This window comes from Pseudonocardia sp. GCM10023141, from assembly GCF_042653605.1.
The window spans coordinates 112618-135867 of record NZ_JBHSIR010000009.1; the positions used below are offsets into that span (position 1 = coordinate 112618).

Consider the following 23250-nt stretch of genomic DNA (forward strand, 5'->3'; position numbering starts at 1 on the left):
TAGGAGCACGAACATGAGCGACACCACCACACTTCCCCGCCGCCGCCCCGGCGGCGCGATCGGCCTCGGCGACCACACCGTCGCGCGCATCGGCTACGGAGCGATGGCACTCGAGCAGTACGCGGGCGACCTGCCCGCAGGCGAACGGCTGCTGCGACGGGCCATCGATCTCGGCGTGGACCACATCGACACCGCGGACTTCTACGGCGACAGCACCGCCAACGCGATCATCGCGAGTGCCGTCCGGCCGGCGGACGGCGTCGTCGTGGTGAGCAAGGTCGGCGCGGTGAGGGACCCCGGCGGTCCGCTGCCCCTGCGCCCGGCACAGCGGCCGGCCGAGCTCCGCACCGCCGTCGAGGACAACCTCCGCTCGCTCCGCCGCGATCGCATCGACATCGTGAACCTCCGGCGCCTCGACGTCGGGCCCGGGATCCGCGCCGAAGGCGACCAGCTCATCGATCTCGACGACCAGCTCGCCGCGCTGACGGCCCTGCGCGACGAGGGGCTCATCGGCGCGATCGGGCTCAGCGCTGTCGGGATCGGCACGCTGCGCAGAGCGCTGCCGGCCGGCATCGCGTGCGTCCAGAACGCCTACGGCCTCGTCGCGCGGCAGTTCGAGGACATGCTCGAGCTCTGCACCGCGGAGGGGATCGCCTGGGTGCCGTTCTTCCCGCTCGGCTCCCGGTTCGCCGGCATGCCGAAGGTGACCGAGCAGCCCGAGGTGGTGGCCGCCGCTGCGCGGCTCGGGGTGACGCCCTCGCAGGTCGGGCTCGCGTGGCTCCTGCGGCACGCACCGAACACGCTCCTCATCCCCGGCACCGGCAGCGCCGTGCACCTGGCCGAGAACGTCGCCGTCGACGAGGTCGTCCTCGACGACGCGACGACCGCCGAGCTCGACGGGATCTGGGCCGCGCGCTTCGCGGCCGCGGGCGAGGCGGCACCCCGCTGGGCCGACCGAGGCGCGGCCGTCAGCCGGTGGGCACCAGCGGCTGCTCGTCGATGACGCCCGCCGACAGGTCCGCGAGGACCCGCCCCAGCGCCGGAGCGAACTTGAAGCCGTGCCCGGAGAAGCCGGCACCCACCGCGACCGGGCCCTGGCTGCGGAGCACGAAGTTCGCGTCCGGAGTGGACGTGTAGGTGCAGCTGATCGGCTCGGGCCGCTGGTGGTCCAGCCCTGGCAGGAACGTGGCGACGTAGTCCTGCAAGCGGCGCAGCTGCGCCGGTTGCGGCTCGAACGACCGCCGATCCGGGTGACAGAGCGGCCCCACCCCGTGGAACCCGACCTTCACGCATCCCTCCTCGGTCGCCAGCCCGTAGACCCCACTGGGCCATCCCTGCTCCGGACCGGCGTGGTGGATGAACGTCGGCCACCCGACGTGGCGCAACGGCGTGCAGGGGCCGGCCCCGAGCACTGGGAAGTGCGCCGGTTGCTCCTGCGTCACCCGCAGCGGCGGCAGCTCGACGAGGCCGCCGACCAGCGCTTCCGTCCACGCCCCCACCGCGACCACGGCACGTCGCGCACGGACGGAGCCTGCGGAGGTCTCCACCTCGACGAGGTCGGGGCCGCAGACGGTGACCGCGCTGACCCGGGTGCGGTGCCGGACGTCGGCACCGCGCCCGACCGCCGCCGCCGTCAGCGCCGCAACAGCCTGGTCGGCGTTGATCCGTCCCGACCGATCCGACTGGTAGAGCACCGGACCGTCGAACACCATGCCGGGCCACCGGGCCATCGCCTCGTCGCTGCCCAGCCACCGGTGGTCGATGCCGTGCCGGGCCAGCGAGAGCGCCAGTTCCGCGACGAGCTCCTGATCACCGTGGTCGATGCCACCGGTCATCTGCAGCACCGAGGCACCCGTCTCCGTCTCCAGCTCGCGCCACAGCCGCAGCGCCTCACCGGCGAGCTCCACGTAGGGCGTCGACGCATAGGTCTGCCGGTAGATCCTCGACGAACCGTGCGACGCGCCCCGCGTGTGCCCGGCGTCGAACTGTTCGACCAGGACCACGTCCTGGCCGCGACGCGCGAGCTGCCACGCCGCGGCCGCCCCGACCACTCCCCCGCCGATGACCACGCAGTCGACGACGTCGCGGTGCTTGCGCGCCGGACATCGACGGCCCGGCTTGGGCACACCTGAGTGGGACACAGCTGAGTGGGGCATGACGCCTCCCATCGGTCCCGGCATGAGCACCCCACCGTGGCACGGCGTGGTTGCTGCGGCGTCGACGAGCCAGGTCTCTCGGCCGCTCTGGATGGACTCCTGAGCCTAGGCGGCCGTCAGCGGGAAGTGTCAATGTTTCCGAAGGGTGGGCGAACCGGAGTCAGCACGTCGGACATTTGTCGGCCGGCGTTCGACGCGGTGAACGAACCGGGATCAGTGCGGTGCGGAGACCGGCGACACCTGCGGGAATCGTCGGACATGGTGGCTCCAGGACATCGACGAGCAGGCGCGCGAAACTGCACGCGACCACTCAGGCGGGCGAAAGGGACGTCGGACGGATCCCGCCGGGACAGCCGGAATCGCTCGAGAACAAAGCGAATGGCGGCCAATTTGCCATCATCGCGCCTTGCGCACCGGCTGACATGACCAGACCCTGTGTCCGGCCGCTGTGTGCGGTCCCCTGTGCCGGGACTCACCCTCCCCCTGCCCCGTCGGGGCCGGTTAGGGTGCGGGAGTCGACATCGATCCCGTGCGTCGATCCCGTTGCGTCGATCCCGTTGGAAGGTCGAGAGATGCCCGGTCCCGCACGCGTGCTCGTGGCACGCCGCTGGCTCGACGGGCTCGGCTCCCCTCCCGGTTCCTGTCGATCCTGACCCGGAACCCGGCGGCCCGCCCGCCTCCTCCCGCCCCGCCGCTGCAGGGTGACTCCTGCGCGCGGACACCCTGACAAGGATCTTCAGCTGTGAGCGAGTGGCATGTTCTCGACAATCCCGCGCGCGCGTCCCTGCTGGGCCCGCACGCCCACCTCGCCGTGAGCCACGGCCTCGCCGTGCGCTACCGACCCGACGTCTCGGTGTTCGTCACCCTGCCCGCCGAACCCGACGACACGGCGTGGCGCGACCTCGCCGACCTCATCGGCCCCGGTGCCGTCGCGCCCCTCTCCGGTCTGCGCACACCCCCGCCTGCCGGCTGGGAGGTCGTCTCCGACGGCGCCGGAGTGCAGCTCGTCGACGACGGCGTGGCGGCCGCACCCGACGCCGAGGCCGTCCCCCTCGGGGACGCCGACGTTCCCGAGATGCTCGCGCTGGTCGAGCGCGCTCGACCCGGACCGTTCGCACCCCGCACCATCGAGATGGGGACCTACCTCGGGATCCGCCGCGGCGGCCGCCTCATCGCGATGGCAGGCGAGCGCCTGCACCCGCCGGGGTTCACCGAGATCAGCGCCGTGTGCACCGATGCCGACTTCCGCGGCCAGGGGCTGGCCACCCGCCTCGTCCACGCCGTCGCTGCCGGCATCCGCGCCCGCGGCGAGACCCCGTTCCTGCACGCAGCCGCCATGAACACCAACGCCATCCGGCTGTACGAGTCACTGGGCTTCCGGCTGCGCCGCCACAACCGGTTCGTGGGCGTCCGGGTCCCGGCAGGCGAACGCGTCGCGACATGACTCCGCGGCTGTCGGTCCAACCTGAGCAGCAGGATGGAAGGGGTCGGCCGCTCAGCCACCGCCCAGCAGCCGCACCACGGCACGCTCGACGGTGCCCCGCGTGGCGTCGTCGAACTGCTCGTTGAGGTGCTCGGCCCGCACGTCGACCCACTGCCTCCCGACCTTGTACGCCAGCAGGTCGTCGCCCCCGCCCTTGCGCCGCAGCAGGGAGTTGCAGGCCCGGTGCAGCGGCTTGTCCCGCAGCGTGAGCAGCCGCATCACCCTCCCTTCGCCGGGTAGGAGAACTCCACGGCGCCGCGGTGCAGGCGCACGTGCTCGCGGCGCATCGTCGCCAGCCCGAACGTCCCCTCCTCGTCGTCTGCTCGGCGTCGGCGAAGCTCCAGCCACGCCCGCCCCGCCGCCGCGTCAACCCCGGCACCGCCGGATCGACGTGGTCGCAGCCGCAATGCCCTTGCCATATCGACGTCCTACCCCGCATCGCGATCGGTCACACGCGGTCGGGTCGGATCAACGCCGGGGGGCGGCCGCCAGCGCATCGGCCGGTTCCACGCTCACGCTCAGCACCCGGTCCAGGCCGGTGATCGTGAACGGGCGCAGGAGATGCCGTCGGCCTCCGCAGGCGATGTGCAGGACACCGTCGTGGGCGCGAGCGCGCTCATGCGCCTCCATGAACGCCTGCAGAGCGCTGCTGCCCAGGAACGTCACGCCGCCGAGGTCGATGATGACGTGCCGACCCGGGCGGTCGAACTGTGCGCACAGGCGCTGTGCGAGAACGGGTGCGGTCTGCCGGTGGCGGGCACCGCCGCTACTCACGACGCCAGCTCGAACTGGCCACCCGGGTGCGACAGCCCTTCGACGAAGGGATGACCCTCGATGCCGCCGCCCGGATCGTGGGCCTGCAGGACGAGCTCAGCTCGGTGCGAGCCCGCATCACCGAACTCGAGTCCCCCGACGACCCACCACCGCCCGACCGATCGACACCGGCAGCGAGGGACTGAGCCTCCCGGATCCCCGAGGATCAGCCGAGCCCGGCGGTGTCCACGTCAGCCCGAGCGGCGATCCTGACCGCCAGCCCGTCCAGCACCATCGCCAGGCGACGTTCGAACACCACGTCCGGATCGGGAGCGTCATCGGCTTCCACGATCAGCCGCTGCAGGTAGGGGGCCCGGCCGTCCTTGAGCAGTTGCATGATGTAGGGCCCGGCCTGGCGCTGGTAGCCCGCGAAGTCGAGGCCGCTGCGCCGCTGCGCTTCGACCTCCCCCAGCTCCTGCTGGACGAAGCCACGGGTGAACGTCATGGCGGTGGAGAGCAGATCCATCATCGCGTTGATGCCGAGGCCGAGCCCGTCCACGCAGGCCAGACCGGCCTCGCGGAACCGTCGGGCATGGGGCCCCAGCGACGGCCGGTGCCCGAACCGGGCGATCCAGGGGTGGGCGTGATGGAGCCGTCGCATCTGCCCGGCCAGCCGCGCGACGTCGTCTCGCCAGCTCCCGGACGGGATCCCGGTCAGGTCCAGCTCGCCCAGCACGGCGTCGTACATCAGCTCGGTCAGGTCGTCCTTGTTGCCGACGTGCCGGTAGAGCGCCATCGGGCTGCTGTCCAGCCGTCCCGCGATCTTGCGCATCGAGATCGCGTCGACCCCGTCCTCGTCGGCCAGTGCGATCGCGGCCGTGGTGATGCCCTCGTGGTCGAGCGTGCGCGCCGGCCCACGTCCCTGACTGGAGAGGCGCGCCCAGATGACGGGCGGCGGTTCGTCGGTCACAGCTGCACTCCTCGCGCGGGTTGCGAGCATCCTACGGGACGAATACGGTGTACACGTCTAGTCGTTTACACCGTACTCGTCTACTCGTCGACCACATTCGAGGTGCCGGCATGCCCCCTTCGTCCTCCCGATCCATCGCCGTCATCGGCGGCGGCCTCAGCGGGCTGGTGCTGGCCCGCATCCTGCAGCAGCACGACATCGACTGCACCGTCTACGAACTCGACGCCACCGCCGATGCGCGGAGGCAGGGCGGCCTGCTCGACCTGCACGTCGAGTCCGGCCAGCTGGCCCTGCGCGAAGCGGGACTGTACGAGCAGTTCCGCGGGCTCACCCGACCGCAGGCCGAGGCCATGCGGGTGATGGACAAGGCAGGCACCGTCTTCATCGACCAGGCCGCCCCCGAGAGTTCTGGCGCAGGCGGGCGACCCGAGATCGACCGGACGGAACTGCGTGGCCTGCTGCTGGATTCGCTCGACCCGGGCCGGGTGGTCTGGGACCACAAGTTGCGCAGCGCCGCCCGCCTGGATGACGGGCGGTACGCCCTGGACTTCGCGAACGGCTCGCGCCGGACCGCCGATCTGCTGGTGGGGGCCGACGGCGCCTGGTCCCGCGTCCGGCCCCTGCTCTCCAATGCCTCCCCGACGTACACCGGGGTGAGCTCCGTGGAGTTCCACGTCATCGATGCGCCGACCACGGTGCCCGCCTCGGCGGCGCTGGTCGGCACCGGAAGCCTGTTCGCCCTCTCGGACAACAAGAACCTCGGCGGGCACGGTGGCCGTGACCTGCATCTGGGCGTCATGCTGCGAACCGCCGAGGACTGGCTGGACACGCGTGGCGTCGACTGGTCGTCCGACGCTGCCGCCGCGCGCGCGGTCCTGCTGGCGGAGCTCGCCGACTGGACGCCGGCGCTGACCGACCTGATCCGCCACTGCGACGACGAGATGGTGCCGCGGCGGATCTACGCCCTGCCCACCGACCACTCGTGGCCACACACCCCGGGCGCCACCCTGGTCGGCGACGCCGCCCACCTGATGTCGCCGTTCGCCGGCGAGGGTGCGAACGCGGCGATGCTCGACGGTTGCGAGCTGGCGCTGGCGCTGATCGAGCACGGTGACGACGTCGAGGCCGCGCTGCGCGAGTACGAGACGGCCATGTTCCCGCGCTCGTCCGACGCATCCCGGAGATCCGCCCGCGGACTCGACCTCTGCTTCGCCGACGACTCCCCCCGAGGCCTGGTCGAGTTCTTCGGCCGGGTCGGCGCCGGCGGGGTGAACTAGCTGCGACCTCGCACCGCCTACCGACTTCGCATGGCGTCGCGGGTCCTCGCACAGGCTCCACCGTGTGCGAAGACGGGTAACCGTGTGCGAAGACGGGAGAGCAGGCGGCCGGGTGATCCGGGGCCCGCTCGCAACGGGCCCCGGATCCTCCTGACTACTCGGTGAGGGAAGCGGCCAGCGTGACCTCGGCAACACCCGAGAGCGCACGCGTCACGAGGCAGGCAGCCTTGGCCTTCTCGGCGTAGTCGGCGAACTCCTCGGCCGACATACCGGGCACGGTGCCCTCGGTGGTGAGGGAGATCTTCGTGATGGTCGGTGCGCCGTCGACCGTGTCGAGGGTGACCCGGGCCGACGTGTGGACGCTGGTCGGGTTCTTGCCGTCGCCGTCCAGCATGGCCGAGAGCTGCATCGAGTAGCAGCCCGCATGCGCGGCCGCGATCAGCTCTTCGGGGTTCGTGCCCTGGCCGTCCTGGAAGCGCGACTTGAACGAGAACGGACCGGTGTAGGCGTTGTTGCCGACCACCAGCTCTCCGTCACCGCTCTGAAGTCCGCCGTTCCAGGTGGCCTGTGAGGTCCGCACCGGCATGGGAGGTGTCCTTTCGATCATGGGCTCGGACGGGATCGTAGCGACGTTCGAGGTCGGCGGGGTGTCTTCACGGGGCGAAGTGGCCCTCAGCGATCCGAACGGCTCCCGCCGCGGGTCTGCGTGCGCGCCGCCCGCAGGGGGCCCAGGTCACCCTCGGCCATCGCCTGCCAGAAGCGCAGCGCGGCGAACTCCATCTCCAGGCCGAGTTCGAGTGTGAGCATGCGCGGGGCTGCGGCCGGATCGTCGCCGAAGCGCTCGACCATGCCCTCGTAGATCGCGATCCGGGCCTCGTGCTGGCGGATCTGGTCGTGCGCCAGCGTGGATACGTTGCCGGGGTCGCCTGCTTCGTTGAAGAACAGCTTGAGCTCGGCGATGTCGCGCATCTCGAAGTGCTCCTGCGTCGGAGCCGCCAGCCAGTGCCGCAGCGCGTCCCGACCGGCCTCGGTGAGCGAGTACGTCTTGCGCCGTCGCCCCGCGTCCTCGACGTGCAGCGCCAGCAGGCCCAGCGACGTCAGCCGGTCCGGCTCGGAGTACAGCTGCGCGTGCGGGAAGTTCCAGAAGTAGCCGACGGAGTGGCCGACGCCGCGCTTCAGGTCATAGGGCGTGGACGGGCCGCGCAGCGCGATCATGCCCAGCACGACGTAGGACGTCGGGGACAAGCGGACCTCGGCCACAGATCTCCTCAACCCGAATGATCGACGACCCTACGCGACCGATCAGACCATCCGAAACATACTGTCCCCGGTTGCCGCTCCTCCATCCGTTCAGTACCGTCCGATCCATACGATGGAGGCATCATGGATGTAGCGACGGCGCTGCGCTGGGCCGCAGCACGGCACCCCGACCGGGCCGCGGTGACCGGTTCGGGCAGGCACCTGAGCTATCGGGACTGGGACCTCCGGACCGACCGGCTGGCGGGCGCGCTGGCCCGGGCCGGGGTGCACCGGGGTGCGCGGGTCGGGCTCGCGATGACCGGCGGCGAGCCGCTCGCGAGCCTGCACCTCGCCGCGCAGAAGCTCGCCGCGGCGTCGGTGCCGCTGTCCACCCGGTTCTCCGTGGACGAGCTGCGCTACTGCCTGGCCGACTGCGGCGCGGCGCTGCTGGTGGTCGACGAGCAGAACCAGGAACGTGCGGCGGCAGCCGCACCGGACGGGGTCGCGGTACGCACGGCCGCCGAGCTCGACGCGCTCGCCGCAGCCGCACCGCACGCGCCGGCCGGCCCGGTGACCGGCGCCGACACCAGCGTCGTGCTCTACACGTCCGGGACGACCGGCCGGCCGAAGGGCGTGCCCCGCTCGCATCGTGCCGAGCACGCGGCGGCACTCGCCCACGCGGTGCAGACCCAGCAGCGCCTGGGCGAGGTCGCGCTCGGCGTGATGCCGCTGTTCCACACGATGGGCCTGCGAACGCTGCTGACCAGCATCGTCGTCGGCGGCACCTGGGTCGCCCAGCCGGTGTTCGACGTCGAGGAGTCCCTCGACCTCGTGCTGTCCCAGTCCGTCACCTCCCTCTACCTGGTGCCCACCATCTTCTGGTCGCTGGCGCGCTCCGGGCGCCTCGCCGAGGCTCCCGGGCTCGACCGCCTCGCCTACGCCGGCGCCGCCATGGCGCCCGAACTGGCGGAGCGGCTCGCCGAGCAGGTTGCGCCGTCGTCGTTCGTCAACCACTTCGGCAGCACCGAGATCTACACCTTCACCATCCATCCCGACGTCGCAGGCAAGCCCGGCTGCGCGGGTCGGGCCGGGATGTTCTCCCAGGTGCGGCTCGTGGCACCGGAGGCCGACGCCCCGCCGGATGCCGTGGTCGCGGCGGGCGAGCAGGGCCAGGTGATCGTCTCCACCGCCAGCCCGGAGGCCTTCACCGGCTACTGGCAGCGCCCCGACGCGGACGCGCGTGCGATCCGCGACGGCTGGTACTACACCGGCGACCTGGCCGTTGCCGATCCCGACGGTGATCTCTGGGTCGCCGGTCGGGTGGACGACATGATCAATTCGGGCGGCGAGAACGTCTACCCGGACGAGATCGAGGCCGTGCTGGCGCGCTGTCCCGAGATCGACGACCTGTGTGTCGTGGGCATGCCCGACGAGCGGTGGGGGCACGCGGTCACCGCGTTCGTCGTGCCGGCGGCGGGCACGACACCCGAGACGGCCGCGGCGAAGGCGCTCGCCTACGCGCGCGACGCCCTGCCCTCGCTCAAGCGGCCCAAGCACGTGATCGCCGTCGATGCGGTGCCGCGGTCGGGCGTCGGCAAGACGCTGCGCCGGGTGCTGCAGGCGGGTGACTACGAGACGCGCGGCGAAGCCCGTGCCTGACCCCGCGATCACCGAACCCGAATGGGCACCCGCCCGCATCGAGGACGCCGCGCTCGTGGCCGGCCGGGGCCGCTTCCTCGACGACATCGACCCGCTGCCCGGCACGCTCGTCGCCGCCGTGGTGCGCTCGACCCAGCCGCACGCGCGGCTGGTGGCGGTGGACCTCGAGCGGGCCCGCGCCCATCCCGGGGTCGCCGCCGTGATCGGTCCGGAGGACGTGCGCGCGGCGCTGCGGCCGTTCCCGCTGTCCACGGCCACCCCGATGCCCTACTACCCGACCGGCGTCGACAAGGTGCGCTTCGTCGGGGAGCCGGTCGCGGTCGTCGTCGCCGTCGATCGCTACACCGCGGAGGACGCCGCCGAGCTGGTGACGATCGACTACGAGCCCCTCGACGCGGTCGTGACGCCGCGCGCGGCGCTCGCCGCCGACTCACCGCTGCTGCACGAGGAGGCCGGCACCAACGTCGCCACCGACCGGACCTTCTCGTTCGGTCCGGTCGAGGAGGCCTTCGCCACGGCGGCGCACGTCGTGGAGGGCGAGTACGACTTCCCGCGCTACTCCTCGGTGCCGATGGAGTGCTACGCGGTGATCGCCGCGTGGACCGATGCCCCCGACGGACCGTCGGTGGAGGGATGGGCCAACTTCCACGGCCCGTTCAGCATGCTGCCGGTGATGGCGGGGGCGCTGGGGCTGCCGACCTCGCGGGTGCGGCTGCACGTGCCCGCCGACATCGGCGGCAGCTTCGGGATCAAGGCGGGCATCTACCCGTACGTGGTGCTGATGGCGCTGGCGTCACGCCACGCCGGCACGCCGGTGCGGTGGAGCGAGGACCGGGTCGAGCACCTGCTGGCCAGCTCCACCGGCGCGGACCGCATCATGCGCTGCGCGGCCGCCGTCGACGCCGCGGGCACGATCACCGGGTTGAAGGTCGACCTGGTGGACAACGTGGGCGCCTACCTGCGCCCGCCGGAGCCCTCCACGCTCTACCGCTGCTTCGGCAACATCACCGGGCCCTACCGGATCGGTGCCGTCGAGATCCGGGCCCGCGCCGTGGTCACCACCACGATGCCGACCGGGCTCAACCGGGGGTTCGGCGGCCAGCAGCTCTACTTCGGACTGGAGCGGCTGCTGGACGCCGTTGCCGCCGCCACCGGCCGTGACGTGCTGGCGGTGCGGCAGCAGAACCTGGTGCGGTCCTTCCCCTACGAGACGCCGACGGGTGGCGTCTACGACTCTGGTGACTACGCGGCGGCCGTCGAGCTGGCCGTGAAGAACGCCGATCTCGACGAGCTGCGGGGACGGCAGGCGGCCGCGCGGGCCGACGGGGCGCACTACGGCATCGGCGTGGGTCTCGTGGTGGACCCGTCCGGCACGAACATCGGGTACGTCGGGCTCGCCACCCCCGCCGAGCAGCGCAAACCCGGCCGCGACAAGTCCGGTTCCACCGAGCACGTGCGCATCTCGGTGGACCTGCAGGGGCTGGTCACGGTGCTGCTGGGCAGCGTCCCGCAGGGCCAGGGGCATGCCACGGTGGCCCGGTCGGTCGCCGCGCAGCGGCTCGGGCTGCCGGTCGATCAGGTCCGCGTCGTGGTCGACATGGACACCGCCACCACTCCGTGGACGGTCACCTCCGGCAGCTACTCGTCGCGGTTCGCGCCGCTGGTCACCAGCGCCGTCGTCGTCGCGGCCGACCGGATCGCCGCCACGCTGCGCGCCGCGGCTGAGGTGCTGCTGGACGTGGCGGCCGACGAGCTGGAGCTCGCCGACGGCACCGTGCGCCACCGTGTCGATCCCGAGCGCGCGGTGCTGTTCCGCCACGCGGCCGGGGTGGTGCACTGGGACCCGGGTTCGCTGCCCGACGGTGTCGCGGCGCGGCTGTACGAGGAGGCGGCGTTCAGCCCGCGGGAGACCCGCGCGGCGACGCGGGACGACCGGATCAACTCCTCGCTGTGCTACGGGTTCGTCGCCGAGATCGTCGCGGTGCGCATCGACCCGGACACCCTCGAGATCAGCGTCGACCGGGTCTCGTCGGTCCACGACGCGGGCACGGTGCTCAACCAGCAACTGCTCGACGGGCAGGTGCACGGTGCGCTGACCCACGCGCTGGGCGGGGCGATGTACGAGGAGTTCACCTACGCCGATTCCGGGCAGCCGACCTCGGCGACGTTCCTCGACTACCTGTGCCCGACGAGCGCCGAGGCCTGCTACGAGCTGCGGACCGACCACGTCGTGAGCCCGTCGCCGCTCACCCCGCTCGGGGCCAAGGGCTGCGGCGAGGGCTCGTCGATGAGCTTCCCGGTCGCCTTCGCCAACGCCGTGGCCGACGCGCTCGCACCGGCCGGGGTGTCCATCACGCGCCTGCCGCTGCACGGCGAGGTGCTGCACCAGCTGTTCCAGGAGAAGGAGAACCACTGACATGGCCCTCACCGGCGGCGACGTCCTGCTCGACCACGGCCACGAGGGCCGGGTGGCGTACCTGACCCTGTCCCACGGCCCGTACACGGTGATCACGTGGGAGATGCGCGCGCTCGTCGCGGAGCGCTTCGCCGCGATCGACGCCGACCCGAACGTCCGGGTGGTGGTGATCCGCAGCGACGGCAAGCACTTCACCTCCGGCGGCGACATCGCCGGCTTCATGGAGGTGGACCCGATCGACTTCACCGATCTCGGCCACAACATCACCGCCGCGGCGCGCAGCACCCGACCGGTCATCGCGGCGATCGACGGGTACTGCTTCGGCGTCGGCCTCGAACTGGCGCTGTCGTGCGACATCCGCCTCGCCACGCCGCGCAGCCAGTTCGCGCTGCCCGAGATGAACCTCGGGATGATCCCCGGATCCGGTGGCACGCAACGGCTGTCGCGGCTGATCGGGCTCTCCCGCGCGAAGTTCCACATCCTCTCGGCCACCCGGATCGCGGCCCAGCAGGCGCTGGACTGGGGCCTCGTCGCCGGCCTGCACGAGGACCGTGCCGCGCTGGACTCCGCAACCGACGAGCTCGCCGGCAAGCTCGCCGACTTCTCCCCCGCGGCCCAGCGCACGGCGAAGGAGGTGCTGGACAAGGGCATCGACGGGCCGCTGTACACCGGCATCGACCTGGAGCGGAAGGCGTACGCGATGCTGCGCTCCACCCACGACTTCGCCGAGGGCGTCGCCGCGTTCACCGAGAAGCGCAAGCCGAACTTCACGGGGCGCTGATGAAACCGGCGCCCTTCGCCTACGTCCGACCGGCCCGGGTCGAGGACGTGCTCGCCGAGCTCGCCACCGAGGACACCAAGGTGCTCGCCGGAGGCCAGTCACTCGTGCCCGTGCTCGCCATGCGGCTGGGCCGCCCGGCCACGCTCGTCGACATCACGTCCGTCGCGGAGCTCCAGGCGATCGATCGCGCGGGTGACACGCTGCGGATCGGCGCGGCGGTGCGCCAGCGCGCCGTGGAGCGGTCCGACCACACCCGCTCCGTGCCGCTGATCGGGATGGCGCTGCCCTTCGTCGGGCACCGGGAGCTGCGCAGCCGCGGCACCGTGTGCGGCAGCCTCGCCCACGCCGACCCGGCGGCCGAGCTCCCGGCGATCGCGTGCTGCCTGGCGGCGCGCGTCGAGGTCGCCGGCCAGAACGGGCGCCGATGGGTGGACGCCGACACGTTCTTCCTCGGCGCGATGACGACCGGCACCGGTAGCGACGAGGTGGTCACCGCCGTCGAGTTCCCGGTCGCTCGGCCGGGGCAGGGGTTCGGGTTCGCCGAGATCGCCCGCCGCCACGGGGACTTCGCGCTGGCCGGGGTGGCCACGGCGGTGACGGTCGACGCGGACGACACCGTGACCGCGGCGCGGCTGACCGGGTTCGGCATCTCCGACCGGCCCGTCACCCGCGACGTCACCGACCTGCTGGCCGACGGTCCGACCGGACCGGCCGAGCTGCGGCCCGCGCTCGCGGAGCTGGCCGCCGAGATCGTCGACACGGGCGGGGACGCCCACGGCTCCACCGGCTACCGGCGTCGCCTGTTCGCGGTGCTGGCCGCCCGCGAGCTCGCGACGGCCCGGCGCCGCGCTGCCGCTACCGCAGCCACTGCCGCTGCGGGGACGCCCGAGGCGGCGGCGTGACCGCGCCACGGCCGGAGAAGGTGGCCGCAGGTGACCGCGTCGACGTCGCGCTCACGGTGAACGGCACGCCGGTGACGGTGCGCGTCAGCACCCGGGAGCACCTGGCCGACGTGCTGCGCACCCACCTCGGGCTGACCGGCACCCACCTCGGGTGCGAGCACGGCGTCTGCGGGATGTGCACCGTGCTCGTCGACGGCGACGCGGCCCGCGCCTGCCTGCTGTTCGCGGTGCAGTGCGACGGCGCCGAGATCGTCACCGTCGAGGGGCTGGGCGCGCCCGAGCGGCCACACCCGCTGCAGCGGGCGTTCTCCGCCCACCACGGCCTGCAGTGCGGCTTCTGCACGCCGGGGATGCTCATGAGCAGCTACGACCTGCTCGCCCACGATCCGAGCGCCGCGGACCTGCCCGCCGCGATGTCGGGGGTGATCTGCCGCTGCACCGGCTACCGCGGCATCCTCGCCGCGATCTCCGACGTGGCCGACACGTTCCCCGCCGGGGTACCGGCGCCGGGCAACTGCGGCAGGCGCACGCTCGTCGGCCGGGCCGGACGGTCGCTGCCGGTGGGTACCGCTGACGCCGCACCGGCCGCGGCACCGACGCGCGAGGTGCGAGTACCGGCGGGCGTGCCCTCGGCCACCGTGGACGTGACGAGCGCGCTCGACGCACCGCTCGCCGACGTCTGGGCCGTCCTGTCCGACGTCGAGCGGCTGGTGGCCTGCCTGCCGGGCGCCCGGTTGCTCGAGGTGCTGGGCGAGGACCGCTACCGCGGCCGCGCAACGGTGGCGCTGGGCCCGGTGAAGCTCGGCTTCGACGGGCTCGCGCAGGTCGTCGAGCGCGACGCCGAGCACCACCGCATGCACCTGGTCGCGCAGGGGGCCGACGCGGGCGGCAGCGCCACGCAGGCCGATATCCGGCTGGTGGCGAGCACCGGCCCCGACGGCGCCACGGTGCTGCGGGCCGAGGCCGCGCTGCACCTCTCCGGCCGGATCGCGCAGTTCGGTCGGGCGCTCGCCGGGGATGTGAGCCGCCGGATGTTCGAGCAGTTCGCCGCGGCCGTCGCCGAGTCCGCGAAGACGGGCACCGCGCCCGCGCTGACCGGACCGAACCCGCTGCGGATCGCCCTCGCCGCACTGCTCGACACCCTCAAGCGCGTCGCGCGCCTCCCGCGCTGACGCCACGGATCGTCGGCATGTGCACGCCCGGAGCGGAACAGCGCGCGCGGCGCCGGGGTTGTGCAACACGTCCCGCGCTCGACCGCGACGGTCGTGACACGAGAAGGAGCCGGTATGCCGACGCCCGACGTCCCCCTCGAGAAGCTCGGCTTCCTCACCATCGGACTGTTCGACGGCGATGATCCCGCGCCCGGGCACGAGAGCGTGCTGCAGGTCATCGAGCTCGGTGAGCAGCTCGGATTCGACAGCGTCTACCTGCGCCACCGGCACTTCCAGACCGGCATCTCGTCGCCGGTCGCGATCATGGCAGCGGCCTCGCAACGCACCAGCCGGATCGCGATGGGCACGGCGGTGACGCCCCTGGGTTGGGAGAACCCGCTGCGCATGGCCGAGGATCTCGCCACCGTCGACATCCTCTCCGGCGGCCGCCTGCAACCCGGCTTCTCGGTCGGTCCGCCGATCCACTGGGACGACGTCAAGAACGCGCTCTACCCCGACACCGCCGACGCCGAGGACCTGTCCTTCGAACGTGTTCTCCGGTTGCAGCGCATGATCGCCGGTGCGGACGTCAGCACCTTCGCCGGTACCTCGGGCTTCGAGCAGTTCTCCGCACGCGTGGAGCCGCACTCCCCCGGGCTGGTCGACCGCATCTGGTACGGCTCGGCCAGCAGCCGATCCACGCGATGGGCCGCCGAACAGGGCCTGAACCTCCTCACCAGCAACATCATCAAGCCTGAGCAGTCCGACCTCGAGACCGACGGCCGCTGGAGCTTCGCCGCCATCCAGCAGCGCCAGATCGCGCTGTTCAAACAGCACCACCCCCACGGCGACACCGCACGCGTCTCGCAGGGCCTCGTCGTGATCCCCACCGACACCGCCACCCCCGAACAACGGGCCCGGTACCAGGCCTACGTCGACAAGCGCACCCCGCGAACGCTCGCACCGGGTGGACCTCCCGGCCCGGGCCTGCTCGCGGCGCCCGACATCATCGGGACGTCGCAGGAGATCGCCGAGAAGCTCTACGCCGACGTGGCGTTCCGCGAGGTGCGCGAGGTCGTCTTCGCACTGCCGTTCAGCTTCGACCACGCCGACTACGTCCAGATCCTCACCGACATGGCCACCTCGCTCGGACCGGCGCTCGGGTGGAAGCCCACCACCTGACCCACCATCGTCGAAGCCGTGATCAGACCAGGCCGGAGACGATCCCGCCGTGGACGGGGATGACGGTTCCGGTGACGTAGCCCGCGTCGGCGACGAGCCAGCCGACCGCGACCGCGACGTCGGTGGCGAGCCCCAGCCGCCGCAGCGGGATCGACGCGACCACGTTGCGGGTGGCCTCGTCGACGCCGAGGCCCTCCGCGTCCGCGATCATCTCGAGCTCCGCCGCGCCCATGTCGGTGTGGATCATTCCCGGGGCGACGGCGTTCACGCGGATGTCGCGGGGTCCGAGCTCGGCCGCGAGCAGCCTGGTGAGCCCGACCACGGCATGCTTCGTGACGGTGTAGGCGCCGTATCCGGCCATCCCCGCCAGGCCGGCGGTGGACGCGATGTTCACGATGCAGCCCGGGCCGCGGCGGCCAAGGTGCGGTGCCGCCAACCGGCACATCCGCGCCGCCCCCAGCACGTTCACCTGCCAGGACAGGTTCCACTCCGCGTCGGTGACGGTCAGGAAGTCGCCGACGCCGACGCCGGTGCCGGCGTTGTTCACCAGGATGTCCAGCCCACCGAACCGCGCGACGGCGGAGTCGACGGCGACGGCGGCCTGCTCGGCGTCGGTCACGTCGAGCGAGACGGCGAGGCCGCGGGCGCCCTGCTCGCGGACGAGCCCGGCGACCGCCTCCAGCGCCTCGGGTGAGTCGCCCAGCCCGACCGTGCCGAAACGCAGGTCGCCACGATCGCGGGCGAGGTCGGTGACGACGACGTCGGCGCCTGCCGCGGCGAGCCGCACCGCGACGGCGCACCCGATCCCGCGGGGCCGGCCGGCGCCGGTGACCAGTGCGACCCGGCCCGCCAGCGGACGGGGGGCGGTCATGCGGGTTCCGGTGCGGTCGCTGTCTCCGGCGCGGTCGCGGCTTCCGACATCGCGGGCTCGCCGCGGACGTGGCTCTCCGCCGCCAGCCCCGCGTAGATCTCCGGGCGGTTGCCGCGCAGCCAGAGCGCGTAGCCCAGGCCCCCGGCGGCGGCGATGACGATCAGCCACGGGAGCCCGTTGACGATGGCCGAGTCGGTGCCGGTGACCAGCGAGAAGTTGGCGACGATCAGGACCACGGCGACGACGAGCCCGACCAGCCCGATGCCGGGGGCGACCAGCGTGCGCCACCAGTGCCGGTCGGCGCGCCCGCGGAAGAAGCCGATGACCGACGCGGCCGCGGCCGCCTGGATGACGATGATGCCGACGACCCCGAGCCCGCCCATGCTCGTGGCGAGGTTGAGGTACGGGTCCAGCCCGGCGAGGGCGTAGATCGCCGGGACGACCACGTTCACCGCGGTGACCACCAGCGACGCGCGGGCCGGGGACCCGTGCACCGCGTGCGTGCGCCCCACCGCGCGCGGCAGCACGCGTTCGCGGCCCAGCGCGTAGATGTAGCGGCTCGCCGCGTTCTGCACGGCCACGAGCGAGGCGAACAGGCTGGTGCACATCAGTACCGACATGATCGTCGTCATGACGGTGCCGACGTACTGGTCGTTGAGGGTGAAGAAGTAGTTCCCGAGCTGCTGCCCGGCCACGTCCCGCACCTGGTCGGCCCCCACGGCGCCGACGCCGATCCAGCTGGTGAGCCCGTAGAAGACGGTGATGACGGCCAGCGCCCAGTAGGTGGCCATCGGGATGGTCCGCGCCGGGTTGCGCGACTCCTCACCGTAGAGCGCGGCGGACTCGAACCCGATGAACGCGCTGAACGCGAACACCGACGCCACGGCCAGACCGGTCAGCGCCGTGCTGGGCGTGATCGAGGCGAGCGGGAGCGCGGCGGCGCCGCGGTGGCCGACCACCGCGACGTCGAGCACGAGCAGGACGCCGATCTCGCCGACCATCAGCAGGCCGAGCACCCGGGCGCTGAGATCGACCCGGCGGTAGGTGAGCACGGCGGCACCGGCCACGCCGAGCGCGCTGTAGAGCTCCCACGGCAGGGTCACCCCGAGCTGTTGGGCGAGGACGAGCTGAGTGAAGTAGCCGAAGCCGCCGACGAGCTGGAGCCCGACCGCGGTGTAGGCCACCAGCGCCACCAGTGCCCCGGCAACACCTTGGGGGCGGCCCAGTCCGCGGGAGATGAAGGTGTAGAAGCCGCCCGTATTGGTGATCCGCCGCGACATCGCGGCGTAGCCCACCCCGAAGCAGAGCAGCACCAGCCCCGCGATCACGAAGGCCGCGGGGGCGCCTGCGCCGTTGCCGATCGCGTACTGCAGCGGGACCAGCCCGACGATGGCGGCCATCGGCGCGGCCGCAGCCACCACGAGGAAGACGATCCTGGGGGTGGTCAACCCACCGCCCGACGTGCTCGATCCGGTCATGGTGGCGCCCTTCAGACGGGGAGCAGTGACGTGGCGAGACGTTCGAGGAGCTCCGTGCTGTACCCGGCGGTCATGCCGGCATCGATGGCGAGTGCCTGCCCGCTGATCTGCGGGCAGTCGTCGGCGGCGAGGAAGTGCACCAGCGCGGCGATGTGCTCGGGCGAGCTCAGCGTGCCCAGCGGCGACGCGGCTTTCGACAGCGCCGCCTCCAGCGCACCGTTGACCTGCGCGTGCAGCATCGGCGTGTCCACCGAGCTCGGGCACACGCAGTTGACGCGGATGCCCAGCGGGCCGTACTCGACCGCCGCCACCCGTGCGAGGGCGAGCACCGCGGCCTTCGAGGCGGCGTAGGCGCCGTAGCCGGGCAGGCCGAGCGTGGCGGCCAGCGACGCGATCGTGACGATCGACCCGCCCGCGGTCATCACCGAGGGCGCGTGCTTGAAGCCGAACAGCACCCCGCTCATGTTGATCCGCAGCAGCCGGTCGAGTTCGCGCGCGTCGAGCTGCGGGAGCGACGCCTCGGTCATCACCCCGGCGGCCTGCACCAGTACGTGCACCGGGCCGTCGACCGCGGCGGACGCGAGCAGCTCCCGCACCGCGTCCTCGTCGGTGACGTCGGTCCGGTGGAACCTCGCGCCGAGCGCCGCCGCGGGCCCGGCGGCGTCGGCGATGTCGGCCAGCACCACGCGGGCACCGGCATCGGCGAGCCGGGTGGCGGTGGCCAGCCCGATGCCCGACGCGGCGCCGGTGACGACCGCCGTCCTGCCGGTCAGGTCGAAGTACCGCACGGCCGTCAGCCCGCCTTCTCGAGGGGGTCCCGGCGCAGCGCGTCGAAGGTGGTCTCGGTGAGCGCTTCGAGGCCGAAGCGCTCCCGCACGGCCGCCAGCGCGTGCTGGAAGGTGTGGGTCTCGACGTAGCTGGCGTGGCGCGGGGAGTCGATGTAGTGCATCCCGCCGCGCAGGTCGGGTGCGTCGGTGCGCTTGAGCTCCGACAGCTGCTGCTTGCGCGCGCCGGTCGCCACCACGTCGAAGGCGATCAGCTGCGCCATCTCGTCGAAGCGGTGGTAGGCGGCGTCGGCGAACTCGATGAACCCCAGCACGTAGAGGTTGTCGATCTCGCGGTTGAACATGTTGAGGTACAGCTCCGGGTGGCCATGGCGCCACTCGAACAGCGACGGGTCGACGTAGGCGATGTCGTAGTCGTAGCCGGTGGCGAACAGGACCAGGTCGACCTGTTCCGTGCTCCCGTCGGTGAACTCGACCGTGTCGCCGCGCAACCGCGCCACGTCGGGCTTCCCGGCGATGTCGCCGTGGGTCAAGTGGTGGACGATCGCGTCGTTGACGATCGGGTGCGACTCCAGCGCCGCGTGGTCGGCCTTGGGCAGGCCGAACCGGCTCAGATCGCCGACGAGTGCGTCGATCAGAGCGCTGGGGTCCTCGGGCACCGTGACGCCTTCCGGTGGCCGGCCACCCTCGTTGATGAAGACGTCGAGCGGCACCCCGAAGATGTGCTTCGGGATCACCCGGTAGCCCCGGCGCACCGACCAGAACGCCGCGTCCGCGTTGCGGGCGGCGTCGCACGCGATGTCGACGCCGGAGTTCCCGCCGCCGACGACCAGCACCCGCTTGCCGTCGAACTCCCGCGCGTGGCGGAAGGTCGAGGAGTGCCGGTACTCGCCGGTGAACGTGTCCAGACCCGGGTAGTCGGGCATTCGCGGGTGCCAGGTGACGCCGTTGGCACACACGAGGTGGGTGAAGGTCTCCGACCGGCCGTCGGTGTCGGTCACGACCCAGCCGCCGTCGACCTGCTCGGCGCGCTGCACGCCGGTGCCCAGCCGCACCACGTCGTAGAGGCCGAAGGTGGCGGCGAACTCCCGGATGAAGTCGCGCAGCAGCTTGTAGCCGGGGTAGTCGGGGAAGGACTCCGGCATCGGGAAACCGTAGAAACCGGACGTGTAGCGCGACGAGATGAAATGTGCGGACTCGTAGATCGGGCTCCCGGGATTCTCCGGATCCCAGATACCGCCGACGTCGGTGTGCCGCTCGTAGACGACGACCTCGGCGCCGGCCTGCAGCGCCGCCCGGGCCATGACCAGGCCGGACGGACCCGCCCCGACAACACACACCCGACTGTCCGATGGGGACTTCTCGCTCACGATTCCTCCGGTGGGCACAGCTGATTCGGATTTCCGCGCTCCCCGAAAGGCCACAACACACCGCGTCCGGGGGCCCTTCGAAGTGGGCCGAGTATGAAGTCGGGCGATCGCCCCAGTCAAGCGCCCTAGGGCGATCGCCCCAGATTGCCTCCGCGGCACCACTCGAACAGCGCAGCGCCTCGCCGCAGCCGACCGGGGACGCTGCTACCGTCATCAGGGCGATCGCCCCACTCTGGGCCGATCAGGGTCCGCCACCCGATCTGGAGCCGCCCATGACACGCCTCGCCGTCGACGACCGCCGTCGCCTCCTCGTCGAGGCGGCGGCCCGGGTCGTGGCCCGCGACGGGATCGCCGAGGCGTCCACCCGGGCCATCACGACCGAGGCCGGGATGACCCGCGGGACGTTCCACTACTGCTTCCGCAGCAAGGACGAGCTGTTCGAGGAGCTCGTCCGGATGCTCGTGAAGGACATGATCGACGCGGCACTCAACGTCTGGGACGACGGTGCCGACCTCGCCACGAACCTGCGCGCGGGCATCGACGCGATCTTCCGGACCGGGATCGCGGATCCCGACGGTGAGCTGTTCAGCTACGAGCTCACCGTCTACGCGTTGCGCCGGACCGACACGGCGGTCGCGCGCAACCAGTACGACGACTACAGCCGGCAGGCCACCGAGTACCTGACCTTCGTCGCGGACCGGGCCGGCATCCGGTGGACGCTGCCGATGGACCAGCTCGCGCGGATGGTCGCGGTGATGGTGGACGGCTCGGTGCTCAACTGGCTGGCCGACCGCAACTCCGAACTGGCCGCCGCCACCCTCGGGGACTTCGCCGGAATGCTCACGGGTCTCGCGGTACCGGCATCCCGATCAGCTTGATCAGCGATTGCGGCACCTGAGCTGCATCGGCGCACCTCCGGTACCGCACGCGGCGATCATGGCCGGTGCCCGGCTCAGGCGTGCGAGTAGGCACCGCCGTCGAGGTCCTCGATGAGGGTGGGCCCGGTGGGCGTCCAGCCGAGCAGCTCCTGCGTCCACGCGCTCGAAGCCGGGATGTCCATGCCGAAGAAGCCGCCGATCCAGCCGAAGTGGGCCGGTGCGTCCGCGGCCGGGACGGAGGCGGCAGGCACCCCGACCACCCGTCCGATCGCCTCGGCGATCCGGCGCGTCGCCACGCCCTCCTCCCCGATCGCATGCAGGCGCGAACCCGCCGGCGCCGCCTCCAGGCCGAGCCGGACCATGCGGGCGGCGTCGGTGCGGTGCACCGCGGGCCACCGGTTCGCACCGTCATCGATGTAGCCCGCCACCCCCTTCTCGCGGGCGATGCCGGCGAGGTGGGCGACGAAGCCGTGGTCGCCGGTGCCATGGACGGTCGGGGCGAAGCGCAGGCTGATCACGTGCACCCCGCGCGCGGCGTAGCTCAGCGCGAGGTTCTCGCTGCCACCGCGCGGTGAGTCGATCCCGTGGAACGGGGCGGCGTCGTCCTCCCGGAGGGGGCGACCGCCGCCGAACCCGCCCACCCCGGACGCGAGCAGGAACGCGCGGCCCGAGCCCTCGAGCGTCTCCCCGATCGCGGCCACCGCGGCCCGTTCGGCGGTGTTCGAGACGGCGGGGTCGGCGAAGTCGTGCTTGTTCGCGAGGTGGATGACCGCATCCGCGTCCGCCGCTCCCTCGCGGATGCCCTCGACGTCGTCGAGGTCGCCCCGGCGGACCTGGGCACCCTTGGCCCCCAGCGCGGCGGCGGACGCGTCGGAGCGGGCGAGCCCGACCACGTGATGGCCGGCGGCAAGCAGTTCGTCGACCGTGGCGGAGCCGATCCAGCCGGACGCTCCTGTCACGAAAACGCGCATGAGCAGCTCTTCCTCTCGTCGCCGGTGACCCGGCACCCCCTGATGTCAGAGGCTGACATGAACGTAGCACGGAATGTCAGCGACTGCCATCAGTATGCTCACGGCATGGTGCGATGGGAGCCGGGCGCGGGGGAACGCCTGCGGGTGGCGGCGCTGGAGCTCTACGTCCGGCAGGGCTTCGAGCAGACCACCGTCGAGGAGATCGCGCGCAGCGTCGGTTTGACCGAGCGCACGTTCTTCCGGTACTTCGCCGACAAGCGCGAGGTCCTGTTCGACCCGCAGAACCTGTTGCAGGAGGCCTTCCTCGCCGGCGTGAACGCGGCCCCGCCGACCGCGGCACCGCTGGAGATGATCGCGTCGGCGCTGGCGACATCGGCCGCCTTCTTCCCCGACGACCGGCGGAACTGGTCACGGCAACGGCAGTCGGTCATCGCTGCGAACCCCGCGCTCAAGGAGCGGGAGCTGCTCAAGCTCGCGACGCTCGCCGCCGCGATCGCCGAGGCGCTCCGCGCACGGGGCGTCGCCGCCCAGGCCGCCACCCTCGCGGCCGAGTCCGGCACCACCGTGTTCGGCGTGGCCTTCACCCAGTGGATCGCCGACGGCGAGCAGCGCTCCCTCGCCGCCATCGAACACGAGGTGCTGGGCGAGCTGGCCGCGCTGACGACCGGCCTGGCGACCGCACTAGACCGTGGCCCGGCCTGAGGCGAGCCCGACGTCGCACACCGTGACCCGTCTTCGCAGGGGTAAGAACGTGTGCGAGGACCGGCGACGGCATGCGAGGTCGGAATGACGCCGCGATCCGGGGATCACCCGCGGCTTGCAGCGCCAATCGGGTCTTGCCCACTCCCCCGGCCCGATCAGGCTCACCGGCCGGCCGGCCGCGAGCCGGTCGCGGATCTCCGTGCGCTGCTGGCGCCGTCCGATGAAG

General features: G+C 72.2%; 24 protein-coding genes and 1 riboswitch. Of the genes, 12 read left to right on the top strand and 12 right to left on the bottom strand.

The window, feature by feature from the left end; all coding sequences use genetic code 11:
• The first annotated feature begins 13 nt into the window (after nucleotides 1-13).
• Nucleotides 14-1003, top strand: coding sequence for an aldo/keto reductase (locus tag ACFPFQ_RS05470; protein WP_379615394.1), 990 nt, complete (start codon nucleotides 14-16; stop codon nucleotides 1001-1003).
• Here ACFPFQ_RS05470 and ACFPFQ_RS05475 read toward each other — a convergent pair.
• The gene (locus ACFPFQ_RS05475) at nucleotides 969-2156 is read right to left on the bottom strand and encodes an FAD-dependent oxidoreductase (protein ID WP_379615396.1); all 1188 of its coding nucleotides are present in this window, start codon (nucleotides 2154-2156) and stop codon (nucleotides 969-971) included. The two genes, ACFPFQ_RS05470 and ACFPFQ_RS05475, sit on opposite strands and share 35 nt — an antisense overlap.
• 5 nt (nucleotides 2157-2161) lie before the next feature.
• A riboswitch (SAM riboswitch) is annotated at nucleotides 2162-2254 on the bottom strand.
• A gap of 644 nt (nucleotides 2255-2898) precedes the next feature.
• Between ACFPFQ_RS05475 and ACFPFQ_RS05480 the strand changes: the two genes are divergently transcribed.
• Complete coding sequence (locus tag ACFPFQ_RS05480; protein WP_379615398.1) at nucleotides 2899-3600, top strand: GNAT family N-acetyltransferase; 702 nt, start codon at nucleotides 2899-2901, stop codon at nucleotides 3598-3600.
• Nucleotides 3601-3651: 51 nt separating this feature from the next.
• On the opposite strand, the gene ACFPFQ_RS05485 is transcribed toward ACFPFQ_RS05480, so the two are convergent.
• Genes ACFPFQ_RS05485 through ACFPFQ_RS05495 form a run of 3 tightly spaced genes read right to left on the bottom strand, consistent with a single transcriptional unit; the run spans nucleotide 3652 to nucleotide 4413 of the window.
• Nucleotides 3652-3858: a hypothetical protein gene (locus tag ACFPFQ_RS05485; protein WP_379615400.1), complete on the bottom strand. Its 207-nt coding sequence runs from the start codon at nucleotides 3856-3858 to the stop codon at nucleotides 3652-3654.
• Nucleotides 3858-4058: a hypothetical protein gene (locus ACFPFQ_RS05490; protein WP_379615402.1), complete on the bottom strand. Its 201-nt coding sequence runs from the start codon at nucleotides 4056-4058 to the stop codon at nucleotides 3858-3860. The genes ACFPFQ_RS05485 and ACFPFQ_RS05490 overlap by 1 nt, the downstream gene beginning before the upstream one ends.
• A 49-nt stretch (nucleotides 4059-4107) precedes the next feature.
• Nucleotides 4108-4413 carry an STAS domain-containing protein gene (locus tag ACFPFQ_RS05495; RefSeq protein WP_379615404.1) on the bottom strand — a complete coding sequence of 102 codons (306 nt, stop codon included), beginning with the start codon at nucleotides 4411-4413 and terminating at the stop codon, nucleotides 4108-4110.
• Nucleotides 4414-4463: 50 nt separating this feature from the next.
• On the opposite strand from ACFPFQ_RS05495, the gene ACFPFQ_RS05500 reads away from it, so the two are divergent.
• The gene (locus ACFPFQ_RS05500; protein WP_379615982.1) at nucleotides 4464-4598 is read left to right on the top strand and encodes a hypothetical protein; all 135 of its coding nucleotides are present in this window, start codon (nucleotides 4464-4466) and stop codon (nucleotides 4596-4598) included.
• A gap of 20 nt (nucleotides 4599-4618) precedes the next feature.
• On the opposite strand, the gene ACFPFQ_RS05505 is transcribed toward ACFPFQ_RS05500, so the two are convergent.
• Nucleotides 4619-5362 (bottom strand): TetR/AcrR family transcriptional regulator, encoded by a 744-nt coding sequence (locus ACFPFQ_RS05505; RefSeq protein WP_379615406.1) that lies wholly within the window; start codon nucleotides 5360-5362, stop codon nucleotides 4619-4621.
• A 110-nt stretch (nucleotides 5363-5472) separates the two neighbouring features.
• Between ACFPFQ_RS05505 and ACFPFQ_RS05510 the strand changes: the two genes are divergently transcribed.
• The gene (locus ACFPFQ_RS05510) at nucleotides 5473-6639 is read left to right on the top strand and encodes an FAD-dependent oxidoreductase (protein WP_379615408.1); all 1167 of its coding nucleotides are present in this window, start codon (nucleotides 5473-5475) and stop codon (nucleotides 6637-6639) included.
• A 154-nt stretch (nucleotides 6640-6793) separates the two neighbouring features.
• On the opposite strand, the gene ACFPFQ_RS05515 is transcribed toward ACFPFQ_RS05510, so the two are convergent.
• Nucleotides 6794-7225 carry an OsmC family peroxiredoxin gene (locus ACFPFQ_RS05515; protein WP_379615410.1) on the bottom strand — a complete coding sequence of 144 codons (432 nt, stop codon included), beginning with the start codon at nucleotides 7223-7225 and terminating at the stop codon, nucleotides 6794-6796.
• Between the two features lie 86 nt (nucleotides 7226-7311).
• Nucleotides 7312-7899, bottom strand: coding sequence for a PadR family transcriptional regulator (locus tag ACFPFQ_RS05520; RefSeq protein ID WP_379615412.1), 588 nt, complete (start codon nucleotides 7897-7899; stop codon nucleotides 7312-7314).
• Between the two features lie 123 nt (nucleotides 7900-8022).
• Here ACFPFQ_RS05520 and ACFPFQ_RS05525 point away from each other — a divergent pair, with 123 nt between their 5' ends.
• The 6 genes from ACFPFQ_RS05525 (at nucleotide 8023) to ACFPFQ_RS05550 (ending at nucleotide 15969) form a co-directional block, all read left to right on the top strand.
• Nucleotides 8023-9537, top strand: a complete 1515-nt coding sequence (locus tag ACFPFQ_RS05525; protein WP_379615414.1) for a class I adenylate-forming enzyme family protein — start codon at nucleotides 8023-8025, stop codon at nucleotides 9535-9537.
• The gene (locus ACFPFQ_RS05530; protein WP_379615416.1) at nucleotides 9530-11953 is read left to right on the top strand and encodes a xanthine dehydrogenase family protein molybdopterin-binding subunit; all 2424 of its coding nucleotides are present in this window, start codon (nucleotides 9530-9532) and stop codon (nucleotides 11951-11953) included. The genes ACFPFQ_RS05525 and ACFPFQ_RS05530 overlap by 8 nt, the downstream gene beginning before the upstream one ends.
• Before the next feature lies 1 nt (nucleotide 11954).
• Entirely contained in the window at nucleotides 11955-12734 is a 780-nt protein-coding gene (locus ACFPFQ_RS05535) for an enoyl-CoA hydratase/isomerase family protein (RefSeq protein ID WP_379615418.1), read from the top strand.
• Entirely contained in the window at nucleotides 12734-13636 is a 903-nt protein-coding gene (locus tag ACFPFQ_RS05540) for an FAD binding domain-containing protein (protein WP_379615420.1), read from the top strand. Before ACFPFQ_RS05535 ends, ACFPFQ_RS05540 begins: the two co-directional genes overlap by 1 nt.
• Nucleotides 13633-14808: a 2Fe-2S iron-sulfur cluster-binding protein gene (locus tag ACFPFQ_RS05545; protein WP_379615422.1), complete on the top strand. Its 1176-nt coding sequence runs from the start codon at nucleotides 13633-13635 to the stop codon at nucleotides 14806-14808. The genes ACFPFQ_RS05540 and ACFPFQ_RS05545 overlap by 4 nt, the downstream gene beginning before the upstream one ends.
• Before the next feature lie 114 nt (nucleotides 14809-14922).
• Nucleotides 14923-15969 (top strand): LLM class flavin-dependent oxidoreductase, encoded by a 1047-nt coding sequence (locus ACFPFQ_RS05550; protein ID WP_379615424.1) that lies wholly within the window; start codon nucleotides 14923-14925, stop codon nucleotides 15967-15969.
• 22 nt (nucleotides 15970-15991) lie between these two features.
• On the opposite strand, the gene ACFPFQ_RS05555 is transcribed toward ACFPFQ_RS05550, so the two are convergent.
• The 4 genes from ACFPFQ_RS05555 to ACFPFQ_RS05570 are packed head-to-tail and all read right to left on the bottom strand — an operon-like array spanning nucleotide 15992 to nucleotide 20473.
• Nucleotides 15992-16840 (bottom strand): SDR family NAD(P)-dependent oxidoreductase, encoded by an 849-nt coding sequence (locus tag ACFPFQ_RS05555; RefSeq protein WP_379615426.1) that lies wholly within the window; start codon nucleotides 16838-16840, stop codon nucleotides 15992-15994.
• Nucleotides 16837-18318 carry an APC family permease gene (locus tag ACFPFQ_RS05560; RefSeq protein WP_379615428.1) on the bottom strand — a complete coding sequence of 494 codons (1482 nt, stop codon included), beginning with the start codon at nucleotides 18316-18318 and terminating at the stop codon, nucleotides 16837-16839. The genes ACFPFQ_RS05555 and ACFPFQ_RS05560 overlap by 4 nt, the downstream gene beginning before the upstream one ends.
• Before the next feature lie 11 nt (nucleotides 18319-18329).
• Nucleotides 18330-19106 (bottom strand): SDR family NAD(P)-dependent oxidoreductase, encoded by a 777-nt coding sequence (locus tag ACFPFQ_RS05565; protein WP_379615430.1) that lies wholly within the window; start codon nucleotides 19104-19106, stop codon nucleotides 18330-18332.
• A 5-nt stretch (nucleotides 19107-19111) separates the two neighbouring features.
• A complete protein-coding gene (locus tag ACFPFQ_RS05570; protein WP_379615432.1) occupies nucleotides 19112-20473 on the bottom strand; it encodes a flavin-containing monooxygenase in 1362 nt (453 codons plus the stop codon).
• A 272-nt stretch (nucleotides 20474-20745) separates the two neighbouring features.
• Between ACFPFQ_RS05570 and ACFPFQ_RS05575 the strand changes: the two genes are divergently transcribed.
• Nucleotides 20746-21351 carry a TetR/AcrR family transcriptional regulator gene (locus ACFPFQ_RS05575; RefSeq protein WP_379615434.1) on the top strand — a complete coding sequence of 202 codons (606 nt, stop codon included), beginning with the start codon at nucleotides 20746-20748 and terminating at the stop codon, nucleotides 21349-21351.
• A 74-nt stretch (nucleotides 21352-21425) separates the two neighbouring features.
• Here ACFPFQ_RS05575 and ACFPFQ_RS05580 read toward each other — a convergent pair whose 3' ends face one another.
• Complete coding sequence (locus tag ACFPFQ_RS05580; RefSeq protein ID WP_379615436.1) at nucleotides 21426-22322, bottom strand: SDR family oxidoreductase; 897 nt, start codon at nucleotides 22320-22322, stop codon at nucleotides 21426-21428.
• 105 nt (nucleotides 22323-22427) lie between these two features.
• On the opposite strand from ACFPFQ_RS05580, the gene ACFPFQ_RS05585 reads away from it, so the two are divergent.
• Nucleotides 22428-23024 (top strand): TetR family transcriptional regulator, encoded by a 597-nt coding sequence (locus ACFPFQ_RS05585; RefSeq protein ID WP_379615438.1) that lies wholly within the window; start codon nucleotides 22428-22430, stop codon nucleotides 23022-23024.
• The last annotated feature ends 226 nt before the right edge of the window (nucleotides 23025-23250 follow it).

Excerpts from the sequence above, each read along its gene's own strand:
- ACFPFQ_RS05510 (WP_379615408.1), top strand. The coding sequence starts at position 5,473 with ATGCCCCCTTCGTCCTCCCGATCCATCGCCGTCATCGGCGGCGGCCTC.
- ACFPFQ_RS05490 (WP_379615402.1), bottom strand. The coding sequence starts at position 4,058 with ATGGCAAGGGCATTGCGGCTGCGACCACGTCGATCCGGCGGTGCCGGG.
- ACFPFQ_RS05550 (WP_379615424.1), top strand. The coding sequence starts at position 14,923 with ATGCCGACGCCCGACGTCCCCCTCGAGAAGCTCGGCTTCCTCACCATC.
- ACFPFQ_RS05470 (WP_379615394.1), top strand. The coding sequence starts at position 14 with ATGAGCGACACCACCACACTTCCCCGCCGCCGCCCCGGCGGCGCGATC.
- ACFPFQ_RS05500 (WP_379615982.1), top strand. The coding sequence starts at position 4,464 with ATGACCCTCGATGCCGCCGCCCGGATCGTGGGCCTGCAGGACGAGCTC.
- ACFPFQ_RS05525 (WP_379615414.1), top strand. The coding sequence starts at position 8,023 with ATGGATGTAGCGACGGCGCTGCGCTGGGCCGCAGCACGGCACCCCGAC.
- ACFPFQ_RS05475 (WP_379615396.1), bottom strand. The coding sequence starts at position 2,156 with ATGCCCCACTCAGCTGTGTCCCACTCAGGTGTGCCCAAGCCGGGCCGT.
- ACFPFQ_RS05535 (WP_379615418.1), top strand. The coding sequence starts at position 11,955 with ATGGCCCTCACCGGCGGCGACGTCCTGCTCGACCACGGCCACGAGGGC.
- ACFPFQ_RS05540 (WP_379615420.1), top strand. The coding sequence starts at position 12,734 with ATGAAACCGGCGCCCTTCGCCTACGTCCGACCGGCCCGGGTCGAGGAC.
- ACFPFQ_RS05515 (WP_379615410.1), bottom strand. The coding sequence starts at position 7,225 with ATGCCGGTGCGGACCTCACAGGCCACCTGGAACGGCGGACTTCAGAGC.
- ACFPFQ_RS05585 (WP_379615438.1), top strand. The coding sequence starts at position 22,428 with ATGGTGCGATGGGAGCCGGGCGCGGGGGAACGCCTGCGGGTGGCGGCG.
- ACFPFQ_RS05560 (WP_379615428.1), bottom strand. The coding sequence starts at position 18,318 with ATGACCGGATCGAGCACGTCGGGCGGTGGGTTGACCACCCCCAGGATC.
- ACFPFQ_RS05580 (WP_379615436.1), bottom strand. The coding sequence starts at position 22,322 with ATGCGCGTTTTCGTGACAGGAGCGTCCGGCTGGATCGGCTCCGCCACG.
- ACFPFQ_RS05555 (WP_379615426.1), bottom strand. The coding sequence starts at position 16,840 with ATGACCGCCCCCCGTCCGCTGGCGGGCCGGGTCGCACTGGTCACCGGC.
- ACFPFQ_RS05485 (WP_379615400.1), bottom strand. The coding sequence starts at position 3,858 with ATGCGGCTGCTCACGCTGCGGGACAAGCCGCTGCACCGGGCCTGCAAC.
- ACFPFQ_RS05575 (WP_379615434.1), top strand. The coding sequence starts at position 20,746 with ATGACACGCCTCGCCGTCGACGACCGCCGTCGCCTCCTCGTCGAGGCG.